This is a genomic window from Thalassospira sp. MIT121401 (assembly GCF_047125595.1).
In the GTDB taxonomy this organism is placed as follows: domain Bacteria; phylum Pseudomonadota; class Alphaproteobacteria; order Rhodospirillales; family Thalassospiraceae; genus Thalassospira; species Thalassospira povalilytica.
In genome coordinates this window covers 4,066,184-4,087,926 of the sequence record NZ_CP138926.1, presented here as the reverse complement: position 1 = coordinate 4,087,926, position 21,743 = coordinate 4,066,184, and the positions used below count along the sequence as shown (strand labels likewise).

Here is a 21,743-nt window from a genome sequence, read left to right as displayed (position 1 = left end):
TTGTTCCTGTCGCTCGTTTTTATTGGGTGCAGTGCAGATTATGCGCAAGGATACCGATCAGCCAAGATCGAAACTTTGTCCTGGCTCGATAAAACCGCAAAATCCGTCTGCAATCGCATCGGGTTTGTCATAGGCCTGATAGTGATAAAGCCACATCTTGGCTTTTACCGCGTCGGGCAACGTGACCAGTTCTTTGTAATGGGCATGGACGCCGGAATGTCTGGGGCCAAGTTCACAATCCTGAAAAATGATATCTGCTTTTTGATACAGCGACATATGGTCGTCGGGATTGAAAATCGCATCTGTCGTCAGGAAAAAGGACTGCTTTTTTCCGTGCCCGAACAGGGCATAGGAATACATGGTGGTTTCATTGGTCACGATATGCGGTGCGGGGATGACATCAAGATGCAGTCCCTGCCAGTCAAAGCCGTCCTTGATGCTGAGCGGGGCAACATCGAAATAGGATGACAGCTGGCTGTTGCCATGGTCGCTGGTTTCAAGACCGCCCCGCAGGGAATGTTCCCACAATGGTTCCAGCAGTTCCTGAACCGCAAACAGCGTGGCGCGATGCCCGTCAAACACAAAATAGTTGGCAAGCGCCATCCATTCCAGACCACCAATATGGTCCGAATGCAGATGGCTGATATAGACCGCATCAAAGTCGTTGGGCATGTAGCCAAGGTTGCGCAGCGAATGGCGCGCATCTGAACCACAGTCAATCAACAGGCGATGCGGTTGTGCGTTACCCGACGGGGTCGTTTCCAGAACCATGTTGCTCTGAAAATTGTCGGCTGCCATGCAAAAGGCTGAGCCCGTCCCCGCAAACGTAAGCTTCATTCCCCGTTCTCCCGATATTTTGTCGAAAGATTAGACGAGGTTCGGGGCGTTTAACCACCCCCTTTTATGAGCAAAGCTTGAATTTTTCTTGTCGATGGTGCTCTGACCACCTGTCTTTTAGGTGTTGGATGATCTGTTTTGATCGGAATTCGGGCCGGTGTTTGCCGCTGATTGGGCCGCGGAAAGTTTGCTCATTTCCTGACGTAACGCGCGGAGTTCCTGCATGATTTCCTGATGATCAAATTCGATCTCGTCGCGGGTTTTGTTTTCTTCGACATCGACATGGGTCGACATTGCATCAACCACAATTGCGATGAACAGGTTGAGCACCGCAAATGTCGTGACAAGGATGAAAGGAACGAAAAACAGCCATGCCAGCGGGTAAGACTCCATGACCGGACGGACGATCCCCATCGACCAGCTTTCGAGCGTCATGATCTGGAACAGCGAATAAAGCGACGCGCCGATTGTGCCAAACCAGTCGGGGAAACCCTGACCGAACAGTTTGGTTGCCATGACAGCAGAAACATAGAAAACAAGCGACAGCAATGTCAGCACCGACACCATGCCCGGAATGGCACGCATCAGGGCTTCGACCACCTTGCGCATCGATGGCACGGTCGAAATCAGGCGGAACGCACGCAGGATTCGCAATGCCCGCAATACCGAAATGCCCTGTCCGGCCGGAAGCAGTGTGATCGCGACAATGGTGAAGTCAAAGACGTTCCAGGCGCGCTTGAAAAAGGCCAGCCGATAAACGGCAAGTTTCATCAGCAGTTCGACGACAAAGATCGCAACGGCAATCTGGTCGAGAACATGTAAAACCGTTCCGGCCTTTGCCATGACCGTTTCAGAGGTTTCAAACCCCAGAATCACGGCATTCACAGCAATGACGATGGTGATGAAATTTTTAAAGCGACTGGATTCTACGATCCGGCGAAGAGCGTCCATTCAGGTCTAGGCTCCGTTCGATGAGTATGATGACACCGAAAAGGGGAGAAAATGGGCGCCTGTTCTTGCCGGGATGTAACCGACGGACACATTGCGCCGGAGATCAGCAAAACAGGGCGCGACACGTCAAACCACGAGTATCGCGCCCTGAATTTAAAATCAGTTCAGGCCTTTGCGGCCCATTTCAAGGAACTTGTCGCGACGGCGTGCCTTGAGAACACCGCCTTCGACATCATCCATGCTTTCAAGGGCCTTGATGATGGCATCACCCACACGTTTGCAGGCTTCCTTGGCGTTGCGCTGTGCGCCGCCAAGCGGCTCGGGCACGATATCGTCGATCACGCCAAGCTGATGAAGATCCTGTGCGGTAAGGCGCAGGGCCTCGGCAGCGGTTTTGGCTTCGTCGCCCGAACGCCACAGAATGGAGGCACAGCCTTCTGGTGAAATCACCGAATAGATCGAGTTTTCAAGCATCAGCACCGTGTTGGCAACCGCAAGCGCAATCGCACCACCAGAACCGCCTTCGCCGATGATGACCGATACCAGCGGAACCTTGATATCAAGGCAGGCTTCGATCGAACGCGCGATGGCTTCGGACTGGCCGCGTGCTTCGGCATCGGCACCCGGGAAGGCGCCGGCCGTATCAACCAGGGTCACAACCGGAATGTTGAAACGTTCAGCCATACGCATCAGGCGGATGGCCTTGCGGTACCCTTCCGGACGGGCCGAACCGAAATTGTGTTTCACACGGGTTTCGGTATCACGGCCTTTTTCATGGCCGATCACCATTACGGTGCGGCCCTGAAGACGACCAAAACCGCCGATGATTGCAGCGTCTTCGCCAAACTGGCGGTCGCCGGCAAGCGGGGTGAAATCGTCAAACAGGTTTGCGATATAGTCGGTAAAGTGCGGACGATCCGGGTGGCGGGCGACCTGCGTCTTCTGCCACGGGGTCAGCTTGCCATAGGTGCTTTGCAGCAACTTGGTCAGCTTGTCCTGCAGGCGCGCAACCTCGTCTGCGATGTTGACTTCGTCATTGCCCGTCAGGTGACGGAGCTCTTCGATCTTGCCTTCAAGTTCGGCGATCGGTTTTTCAAAATCGAGGAAGTTATGCATCAGGGCATCATATCCGACTGGGAAACAATGGGGCGGAACATAGTTGATCAACCCGCTACGTCAAGAGTTGACCGATAAGCTATCCATATTTTCCGTTTATGGCGTAAGGTTCGCACTTCATCCAGTGACATTTTGCACGCGGGTTGCCATGACGTCCAGTATCCAGATCACAGTCGCGCAAGTACCTGAAAAAGTTCCGTTTGACCGGCTTGTGGAAATTCTTCTGGCGGCATTTGCCTTTCAGGATGGCATCGTCGATCCGCCAAGCTCGGCAAAGTCGGTGAATGTGTCCGAACTTCAGTGGCGATTTGCCCGCGATACCCTGATTCTGGCCCAAGATCAAAACGGCACCGTGGTCGGACAGGTCTGGATCGAAGATATCGGCAAGGATGCGTACCTATATAAATTGTCAGTGGACCCCGCGATCAAGGGCGGGGGTATCGGCCGTGCACTGGTCGAGGCGGCCTGTGCGTTGGCGGCAAAGAACGGCAAGGAGATGATGCGCTTGCATGTTCGTGTGGAACTGCGCGACAATATCGCGTTCTTTCGCGCCCGCGGATTTGACATTGCTGGCGAGGGCATTCACGACGGACATGATCGCCCGACATTCTGGAAAATGGCCCGGCGTCTTTCGGTCTAGGCGGTCTGTGTTTCCGGAAGCCCCTGTTTTGACACTGCATAATAGGGCACATGGGTTTCACCCCATGCCTTAAGGGCCAGGATAATGTCGCGTAATGTTTCGCCCTTGGCCGTCAGGCTGTATTCGACCCGCGGGGGAACTTCGGCATAGACTTCGCGATGGACAAGACCGTCGGCCTCCAACTCGCGGAGTTGGCGGGTCAGCATGCGCTGGGTAACGCCGGGCATCATGCGGCGCAATTCGTTGAACCGTTTTGTTCCATCAAGCAGATGGAACATCACCACACCTTTCCATTTGCCCCCAATGACATCAAGTGCGCCTTCGACCGGGCAACCGGGACTGCGATTGGGCGGACAGATGGTCATCGTGAAACTCCTTCATGGTCGAAATAACGCGAGCACTGTTGGCGAAAACCGGATAAATCCGCGATAGTATACAAATTGTCACTATATGCAAAAATTGTGCGTACTTATCAGTTTGGTCATTATGCGCTAACTCTTTGGCATTCACAAATCAAACCTTTGAAGAAAAGGACGACTTACGATGAAAGCCATTGGCGTTTACAAATCCGCCCCGGTCGATACCGACGGGCTGTTCACCCGGATTGAGACCGAAGCACCGGTCGCGACCGGTCATGACATTCTTGTGCGGGTCAAGGGGGTTGCGGTTAACCCGGTTGATTTCAAAGTTCGCAAAGGCAAACAGGATGACGGCGCGTTCAGGGTTTTGGGTTGGGACGCGGCCGGTATTGTCGAAGCGGTCGGCGAAGATGTGACCCTGTTCCGTCCGGGCGATGAAGTCTGGTATGCGGGCGATGTCACCCGGTCCGGATCGAATGCCCAGTTGCAACTGGTGGACGAACGCATCGTCGCCCCAAAACCGAAATCACTTGATTTCGCAGCGGCCGCGGCCTTGCCATTGACCACCATCACCGCGTGGGAAGCGATGTTTGACCGTTTGCTGATTGATCGCGATGCGGTGGCAACGAATGGCGCAAAAACCATCCTGATCATTGGCGGTGCAGGCGGTGTCGGCTCGATCGCGATCCAGTTGGCAAAACTTGCCGGTTTGAAGGTGATCACGACCGCATCGCGCCCCGAAACCGTTGCCTGGGTCAAGAAACTCGGCGCGGACAACGTCATCAATCATCGCAATCCGCTTGATGAAGAATTGGCCGTCCTTGGCATGTCGAATGTCGATTACATCTTCTGCACGTCGGAAACGGATCAGTATTTCGATGTGATGGCAACCATGATCGCGCCACAGGGCCGGATCGTGACCATCACCGAAGCGACGCAAAATCATAATGTCGACCTTCTGAAAGCAAAGTCTGCCAGCTTCTCTTATGAATTCATGTTCACCCGCTCGATGTTCCAGACCGATGACATGATTGAACAGCATAAATTGCTGGCAACTGTCGCACAGCTGGTCGATGACGGTGTGATTGCCAATACCGCAAATGAAAGCTTTGGCCCGCTGACACCGGAAAGCCTGCAAAAGGCCCATGCGCTTCTTGAAAGCGGCAAGGCGATTGGCAAGATCACCTTTGATGCGATCCCGGACTAGGAACGCCTGAAAATTCGCGTTTTACAGCCAAAAGGGGCGCAGTGATCTGCGCCCCTTTTACCGTTTTAACGTCGCCGGGCTTTTGGATTAGCCCGCATCACGCGCGGCAATGGCTTCGGCCTGTTTAACCATGACTTCGGCCTGTTTGATCGATGCAATATCGATCAAGCGGCCATCAAGGGCGACAGCGCCGGATCCTTCGGCCTGGGCTTTTGCCATGGCTTCGAGGATGCGTTTGGCTTTGGTCACTTCGGCCTCGGACGGTGAATAGACGTCATTGGCAAGGCCGATCTGGCTTGGATGGATGGCCCATTTGCCTTCGCAGCCCAGCACCATGGCGCGCGCCCCTTGGGCGCGATAGCCATCGGGATCGGAAAAGTCACCAAACGGACCATCAATCGGGCGCAGACCATTGGCACGTGCGGCCACCACCATACGCGCAATGGCATAATGCCACATATCGCCCCAGTGATAGTCGCGCGGATTGTCGCCATCCTTGTCGGTTAGAACACCATAATGCGGGTTCGGGCCACCAATGCCGGTGGTCATCGCCTTGGTCGAGGCCGCGTAATCGGCAACACCGAAATGCAGACTTTCATTGCGCGGGGAGGCCGCGGCAATTTCGTGGATGTTCTGCATGCCAAGGGCGGTTTCAATGATCAATTCAAACCCGATCCGTTTTTTGCGGCCTTTGGCCGTTTCGATCTGGGTTGTCAGCATATCAAGGGCGTAGACGTCGGAAGCGGTCCCGACCTTGGGGATCATGATCAGGTCAAGCCGGTCGCCGGCCTGTTCAAGAACATCGACAACATCACGATACATATAATGTGTATCAAGACCGTTGATCCGGACCGACAGAACCTTGTCACCCCAGTCAATGTCGTTGATTGCCGCGATAATGTTTTTGCGGGCCTGTTCCTTGTCGCTGGGCGCTACCGCGTCTTCCAGATCAAGGAAAATGGCATCGGCTTTGGATTTGGCGGCCTTTTCAAACAGCTCGATCCGGCTGCCGGGGACGGCAAGTTCCGATCTGTTCAGGCGTGCTGGCGCCGGGGTCGGTGTGGTGAAGCTCATGATAACGTCTCTCCAGAACCTGTCATTTCAAGTGGACATCACGGGCAAGCAATCCCGTGAATGTCGCTGGCGTGTTTTGCGTCCCGTTTTCGGGATCGTACCGTGGCCGCCGTGACAGTTATGTGGTCCGCGATCATTGTGCGTCGCGGTAGTCCTGATCTCAATTTATGGTGCATATGCGAAGGCTGGCAAGCTTAAAAAGCGTACGTTCCATTGTGCTTTCGACGCAGACGGGTGTTTAATAAGAAAAAGTGGAGATAAGCCCGATAAAGCAATAGCCCCTTAACAGCTCAGCCGCTAGATTACCGCCGATATCCGGGGGCGGCGTACTGCAGCCATTCCCGATGGTCACATCAGCAGGTAGTAAAAATCGACCCATGCGTCGCGCTTATTCCATCATTGTTTCCGCCGGTATGGCACCTGTCCTGATCATGGGGGCATGTCTGGTTCTGGCGATTTCGCCAAACCTTGTACCGAACGAACTGGCCGGGCTTGTCCGGTATGGTCCGTTTTTGCTGGCGGTTCTGGGCGGTGCGATCGCGTGGTGGTTCAACCGCGGGCGCGCGGTGTTTGTGATGCTATTGCTGCTGATCTGTTATTGGCTTCTGGTCGGTAACGGGGCGGGGTTTTCGCCCGACGGGCTGGCCTTTTTACGCATCGCGACGCTGTATCTGATCCCGATCAATCTGCTGATCCTTGGCTTTACCGCGGAACGTGGTGTTCTGAATCCGCGCGGCATCGCCCGGATGCTGGTTCTGGGATTGCAGATTTTTGTCATGCTGATGCTTGCCGGGCAGCCCGATGTTGGATCGGCACTGTATCATCTGCTGGATACCCGGTTTTTCGTCAGTGCCGGTTTCCTCGACGCGATGCCCCACCCGGCCATGATTATTTCGTTTGTGGCGGTGGTGTTGTTGCTGATCCGTCACAAGCCGCTTGAAACCAGTTTTGCGGCGGCGATCATTGCCATTGATGTCGCGACTGTCATGGGTACGGGCATCATTCAATATGGTTATCTCGCCGCGACGGGGGTGGTTCTTGCCGGGTTGGCCCAGGAAGCCTGGCGAATGGCATTTGTCGATGATCTGACCGGATTGCCCGGGCGGCGCGCCCTTGGCCATGCCATGGCCGAACTTGGCAATCAATACACGGTTGCGATGCTTGACGTTGATCACTTCAAGAAATTCAACGACACCTATGGGCATGATGTTGGTGACATTGTTCTGAAAAAGGTGGCGCGTGAATTGTCACGTGTTGGCGGGGGTGGCAAGGCGTTCCGTTATGGCGGCGAAGAATTCACCGTGCTGTTTGCTGGCCGGACCGTGCAAAAGGCTACAGAGCCGCTCGAAGCGCTGCGCAAACGGATTGCTGAAAATAAAATTGCTGTCCCTGAAAAGAACAAAACCGTTTCCGTGACGATTTCGGTCGGGGTTTGCGAACGCGACGATGATGCGACCGATCCCTGGGGCGTTTTGAAGCGCGCCGATCAGAAACTTTATGAAGCCAAGCAGGCCGGCCGTAACCGCGTGGTTGCCTGATCAGGCAACAAAACTATCGGTTCGGGCCGGTGTCAGGCTTGGCTGCCTTGCTACTCAAAGCTCATCAAATTTGAAAACAAGCCGCATGGAACCCGCCGTATTGGCAAGGGTCGCCAGGCAGTTTGCCGCCCGTTCGGCCGGGATTTCGACCGCGAAACGGGTGGTATAGATGCGCGCATCCTTTTCATCGGTCGCCGATGCCGCCATGCGGACAATATTGGCATTATATTCGATGAAAATTTCCGACAGCCGGGCGATCAGGCCCGGCTGATCAATGCCGGAACATTCGATCAAGTGGGTCGCGCCGGGGGCGGTGGTCAGTTCCGGTGCAGCCGCGATCTGTTCAACAACAATGTCCGCATCGGTCATCGGCAGTTCGCTGACAGCGGATTTGCATTCGGCAATGGAACAGCTTTCAGGCAGTTCGCAATCGGTTTCAAAGATCGCTTTTGCGTCCTTCATGGTGAAGGAAGTCGTGCCAAGGTTCGCTCCAATGTCAAACAGGCGTCCGGTAATGTCCGAAATAAGACCGACGCGGTCATCGCAAGAAATCATAATGCGTGCGTTGGCGTTCATCTGTCGCGCTCCGTATTGTGGAAGTTCCCTAAGGCTTTGTTTTGAATTGCCATCCTATCAATAGCTATATGCGCTTCGCGCGGTCTTTTGTCGATTGTCCGAAACAAAGAAAAATAAGGTCAGTACGCGCGGGATCAGACATCCGATGAGGTATCCGGGTTCACATTTATATGATTGAACCAACCGTCAAACCCTGAGCGTAAGCGATCTCTGACAGCGAAATGCGGAATGCGAAATTCCGTAATCACGTTCCAAGGAGATTGAAACATGACTGCTTTCAGAACTTCGCTTATTGCTGTTAGCGCCGCTGCGGGCCTTTTGCTTGGCGCGGCATCGGCCAAGGCTGCCGACATCGTCGATACCGCCGTTTCGGCCGGTTCGTTCAAAACGCTGGTTGCTGCGGTACAGGCAGCAGGCCTGGTCGATACCCTTAAGGGTGACGGACCGTTTACTGTATTTGCCCCGACTGATGATGCCTTTGCGAAATTGCCGGCAGGCACGGTCGAAGACCTGCTGAAACCCGAAAACAAGGACAAACTTGTTGCAATCCTGACCTATCACGTGGTGCCGGGCAAGGTGATGTCGGGTGACATCGCCGGCAAGGAAATGGCGGTTGCCAGTGTGCAGGGCGACACCATTGATGTGAACGCCACCAGTGGCGTCATGGTCGATGACGCATCGGTCGTAACGGCCGATATCGAAGCCGATAACGGTGTCATTCACGTGATCGACAGCGTGATCATGCCATCGATGTAATTTGCCGGAATTATGATTGGCTGGAATGGCAACTTGCCAGAATTGGCATCCGTGCAGCCCGTCGCGCAATTGCGGCGGGCTGTTTTCTTTTGGGGATTGTGATCGAAGGGCAGCGGCAAAGTGCAAAAACAACAAAGGCCCAAAAAGCACAAAGGCCCGACGGGTAACGTCGGGCCTTTGACTGGCGCGCCCGGAAGGATTCGAACCTCCGGCCTTCTGATTCGTAGTCAGATGCTCTATCCAGCTGAGCTACGGGCGCTTTTTAAAGCTTATGTAAATGGTAAAGGCTCGACGCGGTAACGTCGAGCCTTTCACTGGCGCGCCCGGAAGGATTCGAACCTCCGGCCTTCTGATTCGTAGTCAGATGCTCTATCCAGCTGAGCTACGGGCGCATTGCCTTAATTTCCGGCGGTTTGCTTGGGTGTGCTCCCCGTCGGCGGAGCGGAACTTATGCAAACGAGCAGGGCATTGCAAGCAGTAAATTTCAAAAAAAGGTATTTTTTCACAAGCCACCGTTTACAGGACTGCTACGCACTTGTTTTGCCCGGCTTTGTCCGGTTTGTCGGACTTATGGACAAGACTCGGCAAAAAAGGGGCAAATGCGTCTTGTTCCATAAGTGGTCGTGGACTAAGATGCTTTCAATCCCGGGGGAGCAGGGGCTTGTTTCACCACATAAAAAGGCAAGCCCAGGGAGATTCGCATATTTCTACTTAGGTAATAGATCGAAATGGCCGTTCGTAAAACCTACCTTGCCGTAATCGGCACCGCCCTTATGCTGGGGGGATGTTCTTTTTCTTCTGAGGCCCTTTGGCCGACACTTGCTGGTGAAGAAGATACGACCCAGAACAATGTGGTCGCATCCGAGCCGGTTGGTGCCAATGCCACCACCAGTTACGATGTTGCTGCAAGCACGCAGCCGCTGACCGGTGTTTCTCAGACCGGGACCTTTGTCGGTTCCAAAGTCGAGAACATGCAGCAGGAACTCAACCGCCTGAAGGCGGCTCTGAATGAACACAACAACGAATTGCAACAGCTTCGGGCACAGACTGTGTCGCACTCGCAGGCCTATCACGGCACTGTGGCGGCAATCAGCGCGCGTCTGCAGGTTGGTACCACCCCGGGTAACCCGGTTCTGGTGCAGCAGTGGAACACCGCGCAGTCCGAACTGGATCGTGTGAATGACGATATCGCCGCGCTGAATTCGCTGGCAAACAAGGTTGCCGCCGACAGCACGCTTTCGACCTTCCTGCTTGAGTCGGTTCGTTCGGCTTATCAGGTATCGGGTGCTGTTGACGAAGATCACCGTCAGCTCGCGCTGCTTGAAGACGAAACCAACCGCACCACGGTGCTGATTGACCGTCTTCTCAATGAAATCAGCGAAAGCCTGTCGCGTCAGACATCCTATGTCAGCACCGAACGTGCGAACCTGAATGCCCTGGCACTGGCCGTTAAAAACGGTGAAATCTTCGGGGATTCGCTTTCCAAGCGTGTCTTCCAGTCACAGGCCGCACCGGCATCGAGCAGCCCGCGCATGGCCGCAACCAGCGACCGTCCGCTGGTGGTTATCCGGTTTGACAATGCCAACGTGAAATACGAGCAGGCGCTTTATAACGCGGTAAACCGTGTTCTGGAACGTCGCCCGCAGGCAAGCTTTGACGTGGTTGCCGTGACCCCGAATCGTGGTACCCCGGCGCAGGTTGCGTTGAATTCCAACAAATCCAAACGTAATGCGCAGGCGGTTCTTCGCTCGCTCACCGATATGGGCATGCCGAGTTCGCGCGTGCGCGCATCGGATGCCACCAGCGCATCTGTTTCGGCCAACGAGGTGCATGTCTTTGTGCGCTAAGTCCGGCTGGACATACGGATTTTAAGAACGGCTATGGCGGGTGCTTCGGGAAATCGAAGCACCCGTTTGTTTTGGATAATGTGACCCGACAGATCCCCTGTCGGTTTGATAATGTTCCAAAGAAGAGTGTGATGGGTGATCTCGTCAATTTGCGTCAGGTGCGCAAACGTAAGCAGCGCAATGAAAAGGCCAAAAAAGCCGACGAGAACCGGGTTCTCCACGGGCGCACCCGGCATGAACGCGATCTGAATGACGCCCGCAAGCAATCGGCGGGCAAGCATCTTGATGGTCATCGCCGTGATGATCCTGATGCGTCCAATCGGTCCAATAGGCCCAAAGTGTCCGATGGACCGGATAAAGACGATGCGGCTGATGTCCGGGATGCGGGTGTCAAAGACCATGATGCCGATCAAAACCCGCAGCCGTCCGAGCCCGGGCTGGCAAAAAGCCGATCAGACGAAACCGCGCGGGATAATGTCGTATCGATTTTCGGTCACGGCAAACCGGGGAATGACCCGGCCTGATCAGCCTTCCTGTCATAGATAAATTTCCCATCCTGTCGTTGCGTGTGACAGCGTGATGGTGGTTCATAGTCGCGTTCGGGGGTACCCCGCCGTACTACTTCATGGGGCCGCTAAGCAGTCTTGCCTGCCTGCTGGGTGGAGGAGGTGATGTCGGACGTGCAAGGCATCACTGGTGCGCTCTCGAGTGGCTGAGCGCGCCTTCGTCACGGGGCGTGGACATTGAATAGGGACATTGAACTGGGAAGCAGGGGGCAGAATGCCGTCACCCGGGTCGGAAATACAGTGTCAGGGGCCTGATGCCGTCACTGCAAAACACGCGGGCAAATTCGGGCCGTTACATCGGATGAGCACGGCAGTACCGGCGATATGCCGGGAATTCAAATCACAGCACCAAAACCATTTTTGATCCGGTGCCGGTCACAGGTCTTTTGGGCGGATATTCCGGATGAACCGGAAATCAGTTCAGAAGCGTTTCGGCTTCGCGTTTGCTTTGATCAAGTGCCTCGTCCCAGCCCATAAGCCAGTCTTCATGATCGCGCGAATCTGACGGGTAGGGATTTTCCGTCAGGCGATGCGCATCAAGCCCGGCGGAAAAGCCCGAACCATACGCCGAATTGGGCAGATGACGTTCATGCACCACAGGGGCATTGGTTTCATAGACCCGATTGCGAAATGCCGGCAGCGAACACAGCACACCATCATCAATACCCAGCGGATAGGCCATCATCATGGCTGTTCCAAGGGAAGTGATCGAAAGTTCGTCACCGGTGGTCACACGAATAAGCCCGGCCATTTGCAGATTGGCAATGGCGGTGTCGATGCGCCGTTGCAAATCCGGGCCATCTTCAATGGCAACCTGATTGCCATCATCGTCTGTGCAGAAAAGGGATAAAACGCGCCGCAACAGCATGTTGCGGTCAAGATTTGCTTCGGCACTGCGCAACACCGTGAGCATCAGCGCGGGATCGCCAGGTGCAAAATCCATAGAACTGGACATTCAGGGGCCTCCGTTCAGATAGAACCGAATTCCCTCCCAAGCTGGCAGCTTTTCTCTCTCACCTCGGCGTCGGGGCCGAAGCCATGCTGCCTTTTATTATTATAGTTTGCAGATATGTTTCCAACTTGTGAAGACAAGATTGCAGACCGAAAGAATTTTTTATTCCTGTGTGTGAAATACATCGCACCAAAGCACCAGGTGTCTGTTTTTCCGTGAAAATCGGCAGACCGGCAAATCAGGGGATGATCACCCTTAAACCCGATACAAACCCGATCATGACGCATGAAAACACGCCTGCATGCGCAATTCGCATCCACTTGGTCACTGTTTAGGGATCGGGAATGCGCCTTGCGCGCTATTTAGACGGTTTTGGGGCCGGTTTTGTGTCGGGGTTGCGCCAGACCCGCACCCGGTTGCGGCCGCCTTCCTTGGCGGCATATAGGGCCCTGTCGGCCTTTTCGATGATTTGTTCGATTGTGCGGCTTTTGGTCATCGGTGCCGCCCCGATGGAGGCAGTGACCGGAAGGGTGGTGCTATCGGATATTGTTACCGGGGATGCTTCGATCACCCGGCGCAGACGTTCCAGCACGCGCGCGCATTGTTTCATGTCTGCATTGGGCAGACAGATCAGGAATTCCTCGCCGCCATATCGGTAAACCTTGTCGAACGGGCGGACATGGGATTGCAGGATACCGGCAACCGATTGCAGCACCAGATCACCGGCCTGATGGCCATAGGTATCATTAACCGATTTGAAGTGATCAAGGTCAACAAGGGCGATGGCGGTCGGGACCTGGGTTCGAATCGCACGTTCGCGTTCGGAATTCAGATCCCCCATCATGGTTTGACGGTTATAGGTCCCGGTCAGCGGGTCAACATCGGAGCGCGCCGTGCGAAATGCGCGTTCAAGACGACGCAACTGGGCAAAAAACGATTCGGCGCGCAGGGCCATCATATCGAATTCGGCCGAATCGATTTCGCCATCAACAGCGCGCGCACTTAAAAGCCGTTTGGCCGAATCGTGCAATTGTTGATGGGTTGCTGCCAGCGCATGCATGGCGGGTTGATCAATCAGGCGGTTATTGCGGTTAAGTTCGTACCAGGCGCCAAAATCGCAGTCATGTTCGTCATCGTCCATTTCGGACGGATGCGGGGAATCGGGAAACATCAGCTTCCGATTCCAGCGCAATATCAGTGCGATATGTTCGCCAAGTGCCTTTTCGAGCTCGGCCAGGATGTCGCGTTCAGCATCGGCCATGCCGCCCTCGGCAACGCTTTCGGGCATTTTGTGGCCCTTGCTGTTGCCTTTCGCCGATCGGGTGGCATTCGATGCTGGTTGCGACGTGTCATTCATTCAGCTGGCCCGGGAAATACTTCGGTAAAGGTCTGTTTTAACAGGCGATCAAGTTCATCCATAGTAATATCGACCCCAAGGTCGGCAAGGCTTGTGACCCCGTGATCGGAAATTCCGCACGGAACAATGCCACCGAAATGCGAAAGATCCGGGGCAAGGTTGATGGCAATGCCGTGGAAGGTCACCCAGCGGCGCACACGTACGCCGATGGCGGCAATCTTGTCTTCACGGCCATCCGCCCGCACCACCCAGATGCCGACACGGCCGTCCCGGCGTTCGCCCTTGACCCCAAGCAGAGCAAGGGTGCGAATCACCCATTCTTCAAGATTATGGACATAGGCACGTACGTCACGACCGCGATTCTTGAGGTCGAGCATCAGGTAAACCGTACGTTGACCCGGCCCGTGATAGGTATATTGGCCGCCACGGCCCGCGTCATAGACAGGAAAACGATCCGGATCGACCAAATCCTCCTGATGGGCGCTGGTGCCGGCTGTATAAAGTGGCGGATGTTCAAGAAACCAAACAAGTTCATTGGCTTCGCCAGCATGGATGGCCTCGGCACGGGCTTCCATTTCGGCAAGGGCTTCGGGGTACGAAACCAACTCGGAGGTGGTGCGCCACTCTAGGATTTGCGCGGTTGGGGCGATGCTTTGCATTTTTCCTGTCAAATAAGTGAAAAGATCCCTTGATCAGGGGTAATCAATTTGCTATCTCCCTTTCCGCGCCAAGGCAAGCCCACTTCGAAACCTCACGGGACTTGCTGCAGACAATATGCGGTCGTGGCGGAATTGGTAGACGCGCAGCGTTGAGGTCGCTGTGGTAGAAATACCGTGGAAGTTCGAGTCTTCTCGACCGCACCATTATCTGGCCCACCCGGGCGACCGGGAAAGCCACGAAAAAGAGCCCGCCAGAAATGGCGGGTTTTTTCGTTTCTGGACCTTCCCCATATATGTCCTACAATGTTCCGGTCAGGCGGTGTCGGGCGATGTCCGGTAATCAACGCAGTTGCGATACAACTGATTGATTTATTGTGCAGTGCCGCGTTGAGAATTATGCAATGCAGCCCATTGGCCGTGCGTTACACTGAGTGCTTCTATCGCAGGGAAAACTGCTTTAGTCTGGGCGTCCCGCTAGAGTGAATTATCAGGATTTAACCATTTCGTGGTTAATTAATGTAAATACCTGAAATTAAAAGGTATTATAATGGCAAATAGAAATGACAAGCTGCGCGAAGCGGCTTTGGACTATCACCGGTATCCCACCCCGGGGAAATTGTCCGTAACGGCAACCACCACACTTGCCAACCAACGTGACCTTGCGCTGGCCTATTCGCCGGGCGTTGCGTTCGCATGTGAGGAAATCGTCAAAAACCCCGATACTGCGGCGGAATTTACCGCTCGCGGCAATCTGGTTGGTGTGATTTCCAACGGTACGGCTGTGCTTGGTCTTGGGCCGATCGGCCCGCTGGCATCCAAGCCGGTGATGGAAGGCAAGGCGGTTCTGTTCAAGAAGTTCGCCAATATCGATGTCTTCGACCTTGAAGTCGCCGAAACCGACCCGCAGAAATTTATCGATATTGTCGCAGCGCTGGAGCCGACTTTCGGGGGTGTTAACCTCGAAGACATTAAGGCACCGGAATGCTTCATCATCGAAAAGGCATTGCGCGAACGCTGCAACATTCCGATCTTCCATGATGACCAGCACGGCACGGCAATTTGTGTGGCCGCGGCCGTCCTGAACGGTTTGCGTGTGACCGGCAAGGATATCAACAAGGTCCGTCTGGTGGCATCGGGTGCCGGTGCCGCGGCACTGGCGTGTTTGAACCTTCTGGTGTCGATGGGCCTGCCCAAGGAAAACATCACGGTCACCGACCGGTTTGGTGTGGTCTATAAGGGCCGTCAGGAAGAAATGGATCCGTGGAAAGCGGAATATGCCATTGAAACCAACGCCCGCACCCTGAGCGATGTGGTCGAAGGTGCCGATATCTTCCTTGGCCTTTCTGCGCCAAATGTCATGGGCGAGGACGAGCTGCGCAAGATGGGCGAACGCCCGATCATCATGGCGCTGGCCAACCCGACCCCGGAAGTATCGCCGGAACTGGTCAAGGAAATCCGCCCCGATGCCGTTATGGCAACCGGGCGTACCGATTATCCGAACCAGGTGAACAACGTTCTTTGCTTCCCGTTCCTGTTCCGAGGCGCGCTTGATGTCGGCGCGACCGAGATCAACGAGGAAATGAAGATTGCCGCGGTAGAGGCAATTGCCGATCTGGCAACCGCCGAAGTGTCGGACGTGGTGGCGACCGCCTATGGCGGGGAGGAGCTTAAATTCGGTCCGGAATACCTTATTCCCAAGCCGTTTGACCCGCGCCTGATGCTTGAAATTCCGCCGCGCGTTGCCAAGGCCGCGATGGATAGCGGTGTTGCAAAACGCCCGATCGAGGATTTCGATCATTACCGTCAGCAGCTTGAAGGCTTTGTCTTCCGGTCCGGTCTGGTGATGAAGCCGGTCTTTGACATGGCGCGTGCGCACAAGAAACGCGTTGTCTATCCCGAAGGCGAATCGCGCCGTGTGCTTCAGGCCTGCCAGGTGCTGGTCGATGACGGTGTGTGCCATCCGGTGGTGATTGGCCGTCGTGAAGTGATCCTTGACCGGATTGCCGAGCTTGGCCTGCGTCTTGTTCCTGATGAACAGATCGAAATTCACGATCCCGATGACAATCCGCATTTCGAACAGGATTGGCAGGACTTCCACAACATCATGGGCCGTCGCGGGATCAACCCGGAATATGCCCGTTCCATCGTGCGTACCCGTCCGACCGTGATTGCGGCCCTGATGCTGCGTCGTGGCGAAGTCGATGCGATGCTGTGCGGCTGTCAGGGCGGTTTCCTGCGTCATCTGCGCTATGTCCGCAACCTTGTGGGCCTGCGCAAAGGTGTCACCGATTTCTCGACCGTCAACATGATGATCATGAAGCAGGGGACATTCTTCCTGACCGATACCTATGTGTCGGTGGATCCGACCCCGGAACATGTGGCCGAAACCACGATCATGGCCGCCGATGTGGTCAAGCGGTTTGGCATCACGCCAAAAGCCGCGCTGATTTCGCATTCCAACTTTGGCAGCCACGAAAACAAGTCGGCCTGCAAAATGCGTGATGCGTTGCAGCTGATCCGCACCCAGGCCCCCGATCTTGAGGTCGAAGGTGAAATGCATGCCGATGCCGCAATTTCGCAGCCGATCCGTGATCGTATCTTCCCGCATTCGATGCTTAAGGGTTCTGCAAACCTTCTGGTGATGCCGACCCTTGATGCCGCCAACATCTCGTACAATCTCGTCAAGATGCTGGGCGACGGTTTGCCGGTTGGTCCGATTCTGGTGGGTGCGGCAAAATCCGCACACGTCGTCAGCCCGTCCATCACGGTGCGCGGTATTGTCAACATGACGGCGATTGCCGTTGTTGACGCGGTGACGCGCAGCCAGGAAGGCCAATAAAAAATAGCCTGAACCCCACTTGAATTATTCGGCGGGGTTCAGACTTTAATCTTCTATCGGGGCCCTTGACCGGGGCCATGTGATAGCGCAGAAACAGCCGTGTCGGGATTTTGATTCTCAACTTCCCGGCGCGGCGTTTTCTTGGCGCAATCGAAATCTGGTGCGGGACCAAAAAGCAGCACATCATTCAGGGAGGGGCAGATGACAGGTCAGGTTGAAGAACTGGACCGTCCGGCGGAAACGTCGACTGGCGATGAATATGTCGATCTGACACCTGAATATGCGCGCGAGATTTTCGACGCGCTTGGTGAAGATGACAGCAACACCGCGTCCGAACTGCTTTCGGAACTGCACTTTGCCGATATTGCCGACTTGCTTGGCTGGGCAAGTTCCAACCAGCGTGCGCAGCTTGTCGAACTGATCCGTCCCGATTTCGATCCGGAATTCCTGACCGAGCTTGATGACGAACTTCGCGAAGAAGTCATCAATCTGCTTGGCACCGATGTGGTGGCCGAGGCCATTACCGAACTGGATTCCGATGACGTCGTTGAGGTCATCGAGGATTTCGACGAGGACGAACAGCGCGAACTTCTGGGTGCACTGTCAGATATCGAACGTGCGCGTGTTGAAGAAGCGCTGTCCTATCCGGAATATACCGCCGGCCGTATCATGCAGCGCGAGCTGGTGGCGATCCCTGATTACTGGTCGGTCGGCCAGACGATCGACTTCCTGCGTTCGGCCAAGAGCCTTCCGGATGATTTCTATGACATCATTGTTGTCGATCCGCGCTATAGCCCGGTCGGGATCGTGCCGCTGTCGCGTGTGATCCGCACCAACCGGCCGGTTCTGGTGCGCGATGTCATGGAATCAGAAGAAATGCGCACGGTTCTGGTTACCGAGGAACAGGAAAACGTCGCCCATCTGTTCCGTCAGCGCGACCTTATTTCCGCCCCGGTGGTTGATGACAGCGGCCGTCTGGTCGGTGTGATCACGGTCGATGACGTCGTTGACGTTATCGATGAGGAATATGAAGAAGACATGATGCGTCTTGCCGGGGTTGGCGAGGAGGATGACCTTTCCAGTGCCATCCTTGATACCACGCGGTCGCGCTTTACCTGGCTTCTGGTCAATCTGGGCACCGCGATCATGGCGTCGCTTGTGATCGGGATGTTCGAAGGAACGATTCAGCAGCTGGTGGCACTTGCCGTTCTGATGCCGATTGTTGCATCGATGGGCGGCAATGCCGGCACCCAGACCCTGACCGTTGCGGTGCGTGCGATTGCCACCCGTGAACTGACCAGCACCAACGCCTGGCGCGTCATCCGCAAGGAAGTGGCCGTGTGCGGGCTGAACGGGCTTGCCTTTGCCGTGCTTTCGGGGGCGGTGACCTGGTTCTGGTTTGGTGATGTCATGCTTGGCGCTGTGATTGGTGTGGCAATGATTGTCAATTTGCTGTTTGCCGGATTGTTCGGAGCGCTGATCCCGCTTGGGCTTGAGCGCGCAGGCATTGACCCGGCGGTATCGTCATCGGTGTTCCTGACGACGATTACCGATGTGGTCGGCTTCTTTGCCTTTCTGGGACTGGCCGCGGCATTCCTGCTTTAGGACCGGACATCGCACACCAAAAATAAAAAGCCCCGCCTCAGTCCGAGCGGGGCTTTTGTCATTTCGTCATGGCATTATGGCATTTCGCATGACAGGAACCGCAAAAGGCCCAGCAGCCAGCATAGCTTTACTTGCCGGACTGTTCATCCTGTTTGGGTTTTGATTTGGGTTGAGCCCGCGTCGAGCTTTTCTGACGGGTCAGGAGTTCCGTCGTGTCCTGCGCATCAAGCGGGGCTGAAAGCAGGAAGCCCTGCATTTCATCGCAATCGGCGGCTTGCAGGACGGCCAGCTGTTCTTCGGTCTCAACACCCACGGCAACGACTTTGCGGTTCAGGCTTTTGCACAGGCGGATTGCCGGCTGCAAAATGCTGTTTTCGGGCTGTTCATCGAGTGAAAGATTAAACAGCGATTTTGACAGCTTGATACGCTGTACAGGGAAGCGTTTCAGATAGCGCAAGGACGTGTTGCCAGCCGCAAAATGATCAAGTGTCAGGCCAATGCCCGCCTCGGCAAAGCGATAGAACTGGCCAAGTGCCCGTTCGGGTTCGCGCATGGCGATGTCTTCGGATACCTCGATCTCGATCATGGCCGCATCAATTTCATGTTCTGTGGTCAGATCCATGATGTTCTTGATCAGGTCGGCCTGAATGAACTGGCGGCTTGAAACGTTCAGCGCAATCGGAACCGGGACATATCCCTGTGCCCGCCAGTCGGACAGTTGCTTGCACACGGTTTCAATGATCCATTGACCAAGCGGGGACAGCAATCCGGTGCGATCGGCAACCGCGATGAAGTCGGGCGGCAGGCGGCGTTTGCCACTGTCATCGATCCAGCGCAGCAATGCTTCGAACCCGGTCAGGCTGCGATCCGATGTCCGGTAGCGCGGCTGATATTCCAGCACAAAGCGTTTTTCATCCACCGCACGGCGCAACTGCGTTTCCATCGACAGGCGCGCATGCATGACGTTGTTCATTGTTTCAACAAAGAAGCAATAAGACGATTCTGCCGATTTTTGCGCGCGATACATTGCCGCATCGGCATTGGCCAGCAATTGCGACGGCGCACGCGCGTCATTGGGATAAAGGGCAACGCCGACACTTACATGCAGCCGGATTTCATCACCGGTTGCCGTCTGAATGGGTTGCGACATGGCTTCGACGACACGTTCGGCGACCAGTGCGGCACCTTCGGCTTCTGACAGGTCGGTTGCGATGATCGCAAACATGTCGCCGGAAAACCGCGCACAGGTATCCTTTTCACGCACGGTCGCGCGTAGACGCCCGGAAATGGTCCGAAGGGTTTCATCCCCGATATCTGCACCAAAGCGATCATTGATCGCGCGGAAATTGTCGATATCGACCACCAGAACCGACAACAGCTTTTCATAGCGTTTGGCATGCGCAACCGCCTGATTAAGGCGGTCTTCAAACAGTGCGTGGTTTGGCAATCCGGTCAGCGGATCATGGGTTGCCAGATACCGCAAACGATTGACCGATGCATTGGCAGCCGGATTGTGATGCAGGGTGATATCGACGCAATCGGCATTGGTCGTCGATGGCTTCATCGACAGATTGCAGACGACATGAACGCCCTCGGCGCTGCGCACAATCCATTCACGGCGCAATTCTTCGTCACCGCGATTGATCGCAAGCAGCATCTTTTCCTGTGACCGGCGCGATGCGGTGCCGTCCGACTGGAATTCGGGGGCCAGATTGTAAAACCGGATAAAGCCGTAATCTTCTTCGCGCAGGTCAAAGAATTCGGCGGTTTCGGGTGACATCGATTTCAGGTGACCATCAAGCTTGGTAATCGACAGCGCCAGATCATTGATGTCATCACCGGCATTGATGTGATGCATGGTCCGGCGGCCCGCCGGTCTTTGCCGGTTACAAAGCATGAAGATCAGAACGGTGAATATGACGGTCGCCGTTCCCCCGAACACAAGAATCAGTTCAGGATTGATGGTGCTCTGTGTTGCCAGTTTCGGATCGGCAATCACATCAACCAGCCATTGGCGCCCGACGATTTCGACCGGTACGGTACGCTGCAACAATTCATTGTCGCCTTCGCCGCGGATTTCAAACAGGACGGTGTCACCTTCGCGGACGCGAACGGTGTAATCTTCGACCTGTTCGGTATTGATCACTGCTGCCAGCATGGACCGGATGCGAAACGCACCGTTAATCACGCCGATAATTTCCCCATCCCGCCCGAGGACCGGGCTATAGGCGGCAAAACCGCGCCCGCCCTGAAGAAGTTCAAGTGTCGGAGTGATCTGGGTGCGGCGTTGATCAAGTGCGATATCAAGCACGGGACCGGCAACCGGATGACGTTTAAGGTCGGCACCGATCGCGGGCACATTGCCCTTGATCGGGGCGACATACAGAATGATGTAGTTGGGCGAAATCCAGTTGATGGCCTGAAGTGCGGGGAAGCGGCTTTGTAACGGCGTTGCAATCGACAGATATGCGCGTTCGTCTTCCGGTGCGCCGTCCTGCCAGTTATCGGCAAAACTTTCGAGCACAGCCAGATTGCTGGTGACGATCTGATTGACCTGCTGGGCAACAGCATTGGCGGTGATCTGGGCCGCAGACAGCAAAATGGTCCGGCGGTTGTTTTCAAACGTCTGCCAGAAAAAGAATGTCACTGAGGCAAAGAAAAGAGCCGTCAGAAAACCAGCCACCAAGGCCCGCTTTTTCAAACGGGTCGTTTGCGTGGATGTGTTTTCGTCGGCTTGCTTGTTTTCTTCTTCCATATCTCCCCCATACGTGACCCGCCAAACAGGTCCCCCGACCCGTCAATACGCGCAGAAAACGTTTCCGTCGCGCCATTTGCGCTGATCATCAAACCCATGATGTCGCACA

General features: G+C 55.2%; 18 protein-coding genes and 3 tRNA genes. 9 read left to right on the top strand and 12 right to left on the bottom strand.

The window, feature by feature from the left end:
* Nucleotides 1–57: 57 nt before the first annotated feature.
* The 3 genes from SIB88_RS18785 to SIB88_RS18775 all read right to left on the bottom strand — a co-directional run bounded on the left by SIB88_RS18785 (nucleotide 58) and on the right by SIB88_RS18775 (nucleotide 2,904).
* Nucleotides 58–837, bottom strand: a complete 780-nt coding sequence (locus SIB88_RS18785) for an MBL fold metallo-hydrolase (protein WP_068516925.1) — start codon at nucleotides 835–837, stop codon at nucleotides 58–60.
* 117 nt (nucleotides 838–954) lie between these two features.
* Entirely contained in the window at nucleotides 955–1,788 is an 834-nt protein-coding gene (locus tag SIB88_RS18780) for an ion transporter (protein ID WP_412558783.1), read from the bottom strand.
* 159 nt (nucleotides 1,789–1,947) lie between these two features.
* On the bottom strand, nucleotides 1,948–2,904 hold the full coding sequence (locus SIB88_RS18775; RefSeq protein ID WP_068517011.1) for an acetyl-CoA carboxylase carboxyltransferase subunit alpha: 957 nt from the start codon (nucleotides 2,902–2,904) through the stop codon (nucleotides 1,948–1,950).
* A 148-nt stretch (nucleotides 2,905–3,052) separates the two neighbouring features.
* Between SIB88_RS18775 and SIB88_RS18770 the strand changes: the two genes are divergently transcribed.
* On the top strand, nucleotides 3,053–3,544 hold the full coding sequence (locus SIB88_RS18770) for a GNAT family N-acetyltransferase (RefSeq protein WP_412558782.1): 492 nt from the start codon (nucleotides 3,053–3,055) through the stop codon (nucleotides 3,542–3,544).
* On the opposite strand, the gene SIB88_RS18765 is transcribed toward SIB88_RS18770, so the two are convergent.
* Entirely contained in the window at nucleotides 3,541–3,909 is a 369-nt protein-coding gene (locus SIB88_RS18765) for a winged helix-turn-helix transcriptional regulator (protein WP_068516922.1), read from the bottom strand. The genes SIB88_RS18770 and SIB88_RS18765 overlap by 4 nt on opposite strands.
* Before the next feature lie 178 nt (nucleotides 3,910–4,087).
* Between SIB88_RS18765 and SIB88_RS18760 the strand changes: the two genes are divergently transcribed.
* Complete coding sequence (locus tag SIB88_RS18760; RefSeq protein WP_412558781.1) at nucleotides 4,088–5,110, top strand: zinc-binding alcohol dehydrogenase family protein; 1,023 nt, start codon at nucleotides 4,088–4,090, stop codon at nucleotides 5,108–5,110.
* Between the two features lie 87 nt (nucleotides 5,111–5,197).
* Here SIB88_RS18760 and SIB88_RS18755 read toward each other — a convergent pair whose 3' ends face one another.
* Complete coding sequence (locus SIB88_RS18755) at nucleotides 5,198–6,184, bottom strand: HpcH/HpaI aldolase/citrate lyase family protein (RefSeq protein WP_288348699.1); 987 nt, start codon at nucleotides 6,182–6,184, stop codon at nucleotides 5,198–5,200.
* Between the two features lie 377 nt (nucleotides 6,185–6,561).
* Here SIB88_RS18755 and SIB88_RS18750 point away from each other — a divergent pair, with 377 nt between their 5' ends.
* A complete protein-coding gene (locus SIB88_RS18750; RefSeq protein WP_412558780.1) occupies nucleotides 6,562–7,722 on the top strand; it encodes a GGDEF domain-containing protein in 1,161 nt (386 codons plus the stop codon).
* A 54-nt stretch (nucleotides 7,723–7,776) separates the two neighbouring features.
* Here the strand turns inward: SIB88_RS18750 and SIB88_RS18745 are convergent, their stop codons facing one another.
* Nucleotides 7,777–8,298: a glycine cleavage system protein R gene (locus tag SIB88_RS18745; RefSeq protein ID WP_228194428.1), complete on the bottom strand. Its 522-nt coding sequence runs from the start codon at nucleotides 8,296–8,298 to the stop codon at nucleotides 7,777–7,779.
* A gap of 267 nt (nucleotides 8,299–8,565) precedes the next feature.
* Between SIB88_RS18745 and SIB88_RS18740 the strand changes: the two genes are divergently transcribed.
* Nucleotides 8,566–9,054, top strand: a complete 489-nt coding sequence (locus SIB88_RS18740) for a fasciclin domain-containing protein (RefSeq protein ID WP_068516917.1) — start codon at nucleotides 8,566–8,568, stop codon at nucleotides 9,052–9,054.
* Between the two features lie 182 nt (nucleotides 9,055–9,236).
* On the opposite strand, the gene SIB88_RS18735 is transcribed toward SIB88_RS18740, so the two are convergent.
* Together SIB88_RS18735 and SIB88_RS18730 are read right to left on the bottom strand one after the other, a co-directional pair.
* Nucleotides 9,237–9,313 (bottom strand) — tRNA-Arg (locus tag SIB88_RS18735).
* Nucleotides 9,314–9,369: 56 nt separating this feature from the next.
* Nucleotides 9,370–9,446 (bottom strand) — tRNA-Arg (locus tag SIB88_RS18730).
* 336 nt (nucleotides 9,447–9,782) lie between these two features.
* Here SIB88_RS18730 and SIB88_RS18725 point away from each other — a divergent pair.
* Complete coding sequence (locus SIB88_RS18725; protein WP_068516916.1) at nucleotides 9,783–10,901, top strand: hypothetical protein; 1,119 nt, start codon at nucleotides 9,783–9,785, stop codon at nucleotides 10,899–10,901.
* Between the two features lie 131 nt (nucleotides 10,902–11,032).
* Complete coding sequence (locus tag SIB88_RS18720; protein ID WP_341652873.1) at nucleotides 11,033–11,425, top strand: DUF4169 family protein; 393 nt, start codon at nucleotides 11,033–11,035, stop codon at nucleotides 11,423–11,425.
* Between the two features lie 457 nt (nucleotides 11,426–11,882).
* Here the strand turns inward: SIB88_RS18720 and SIB88_RS18715 are convergent, their stop codons facing one another.
* From SIB88_RS18715 to lipB, 3 genes are all read right to left on the bottom strand, one after another.
* The gene (locus SIB88_RS18715) at nucleotides 11,883–12,422 is read right to left on the bottom strand and encodes a hypothetical protein (RefSeq protein ID WP_228194426.1); all 540 of its coding nucleotides are present in this window, start codon (nucleotides 12,420–12,422) and stop codon (nucleotides 11,883–11,885) included.
* Between the two features lie 355 nt (nucleotides 12,423–12,777).
* Nucleotides 12,778–13,707 carry a diguanylate cyclase gene (locus SIB88_RS18710; protein ID WP_412558779.1) on the bottom strand — a complete coding sequence of 310 codons (930 nt, stop codon included), beginning with the start codon at nucleotides 13,705–13,707 and terminating at the stop codon, nucleotides 12,778–12,780.
* A gap of 65 nt (nucleotides 13,708–13,772) precedes the next feature.
* Nucleotides 13,773–14,435, bottom strand: a complete 663-nt coding sequence (gene lipB, locus SIB88_RS18705) for a lipoyl(octanoyl) transferase LipB (protein ID WP_206928107.1) — start codon at nucleotides 14,433–14,435, stop codon at nucleotides 13,773–13,775.
* Nucleotides 14,436–14,552: 117 nt separating this feature from the next.
* On the opposite strand from lipB, the gene SIB88_RS18700 reads away from it, so the two are divergent.
* From SIB88_RS18700 to mgtE, 3 genes are all read left to right on the top strand, one after another.
* A tRNA-Leu gene (locus SIB88_RS18700) sits at nucleotides 14,553–14,639 on the top strand.
* A 343-nt stretch (nucleotides 14,640–14,982) separates the two neighbouring features.
* On the top strand, nucleotides 14,983–17,274 hold the full coding sequence (locus SIB88_RS18695; RefSeq protein ID WP_068516912.1) for an NADP-dependent malic enzyme: 2,292 nt from the start codon (nucleotides 14,983–14,985) through the stop codon (nucleotides 17,272–17,274).
* A gap of 201 nt (nucleotides 17,275–17,475) precedes the next feature.
* The gene (gene mgtE / locus SIB88_RS18690) at nucleotides 17,476–18,879 is read left to right on the top strand and encodes a magnesium transporter (protein ID WP_101247078.1); all 1,404 of its coding nucleotides are present in this window, start codon (nucleotides 17,476–17,478) and stop codon (nucleotides 18,877–18,879) included.
* Between the two features lie 127 nt (nucleotides 18,880–19,006).
* Here the strand turns inward: mgtE and SIB88_RS18685 are convergent, their stop codons facing one another.
* On the bottom strand, nucleotides 19,007–21,634 hold the full coding sequence (locus SIB88_RS18685; protein WP_068516910.1) for an EAL domain-containing protein: 2,628 nt from the start codon (nucleotides 21,632–21,634) through the stop codon (nucleotides 19,007–19,009).
* Nucleotides 21,635–21,743: the final 109 nt, after the last annotated feature.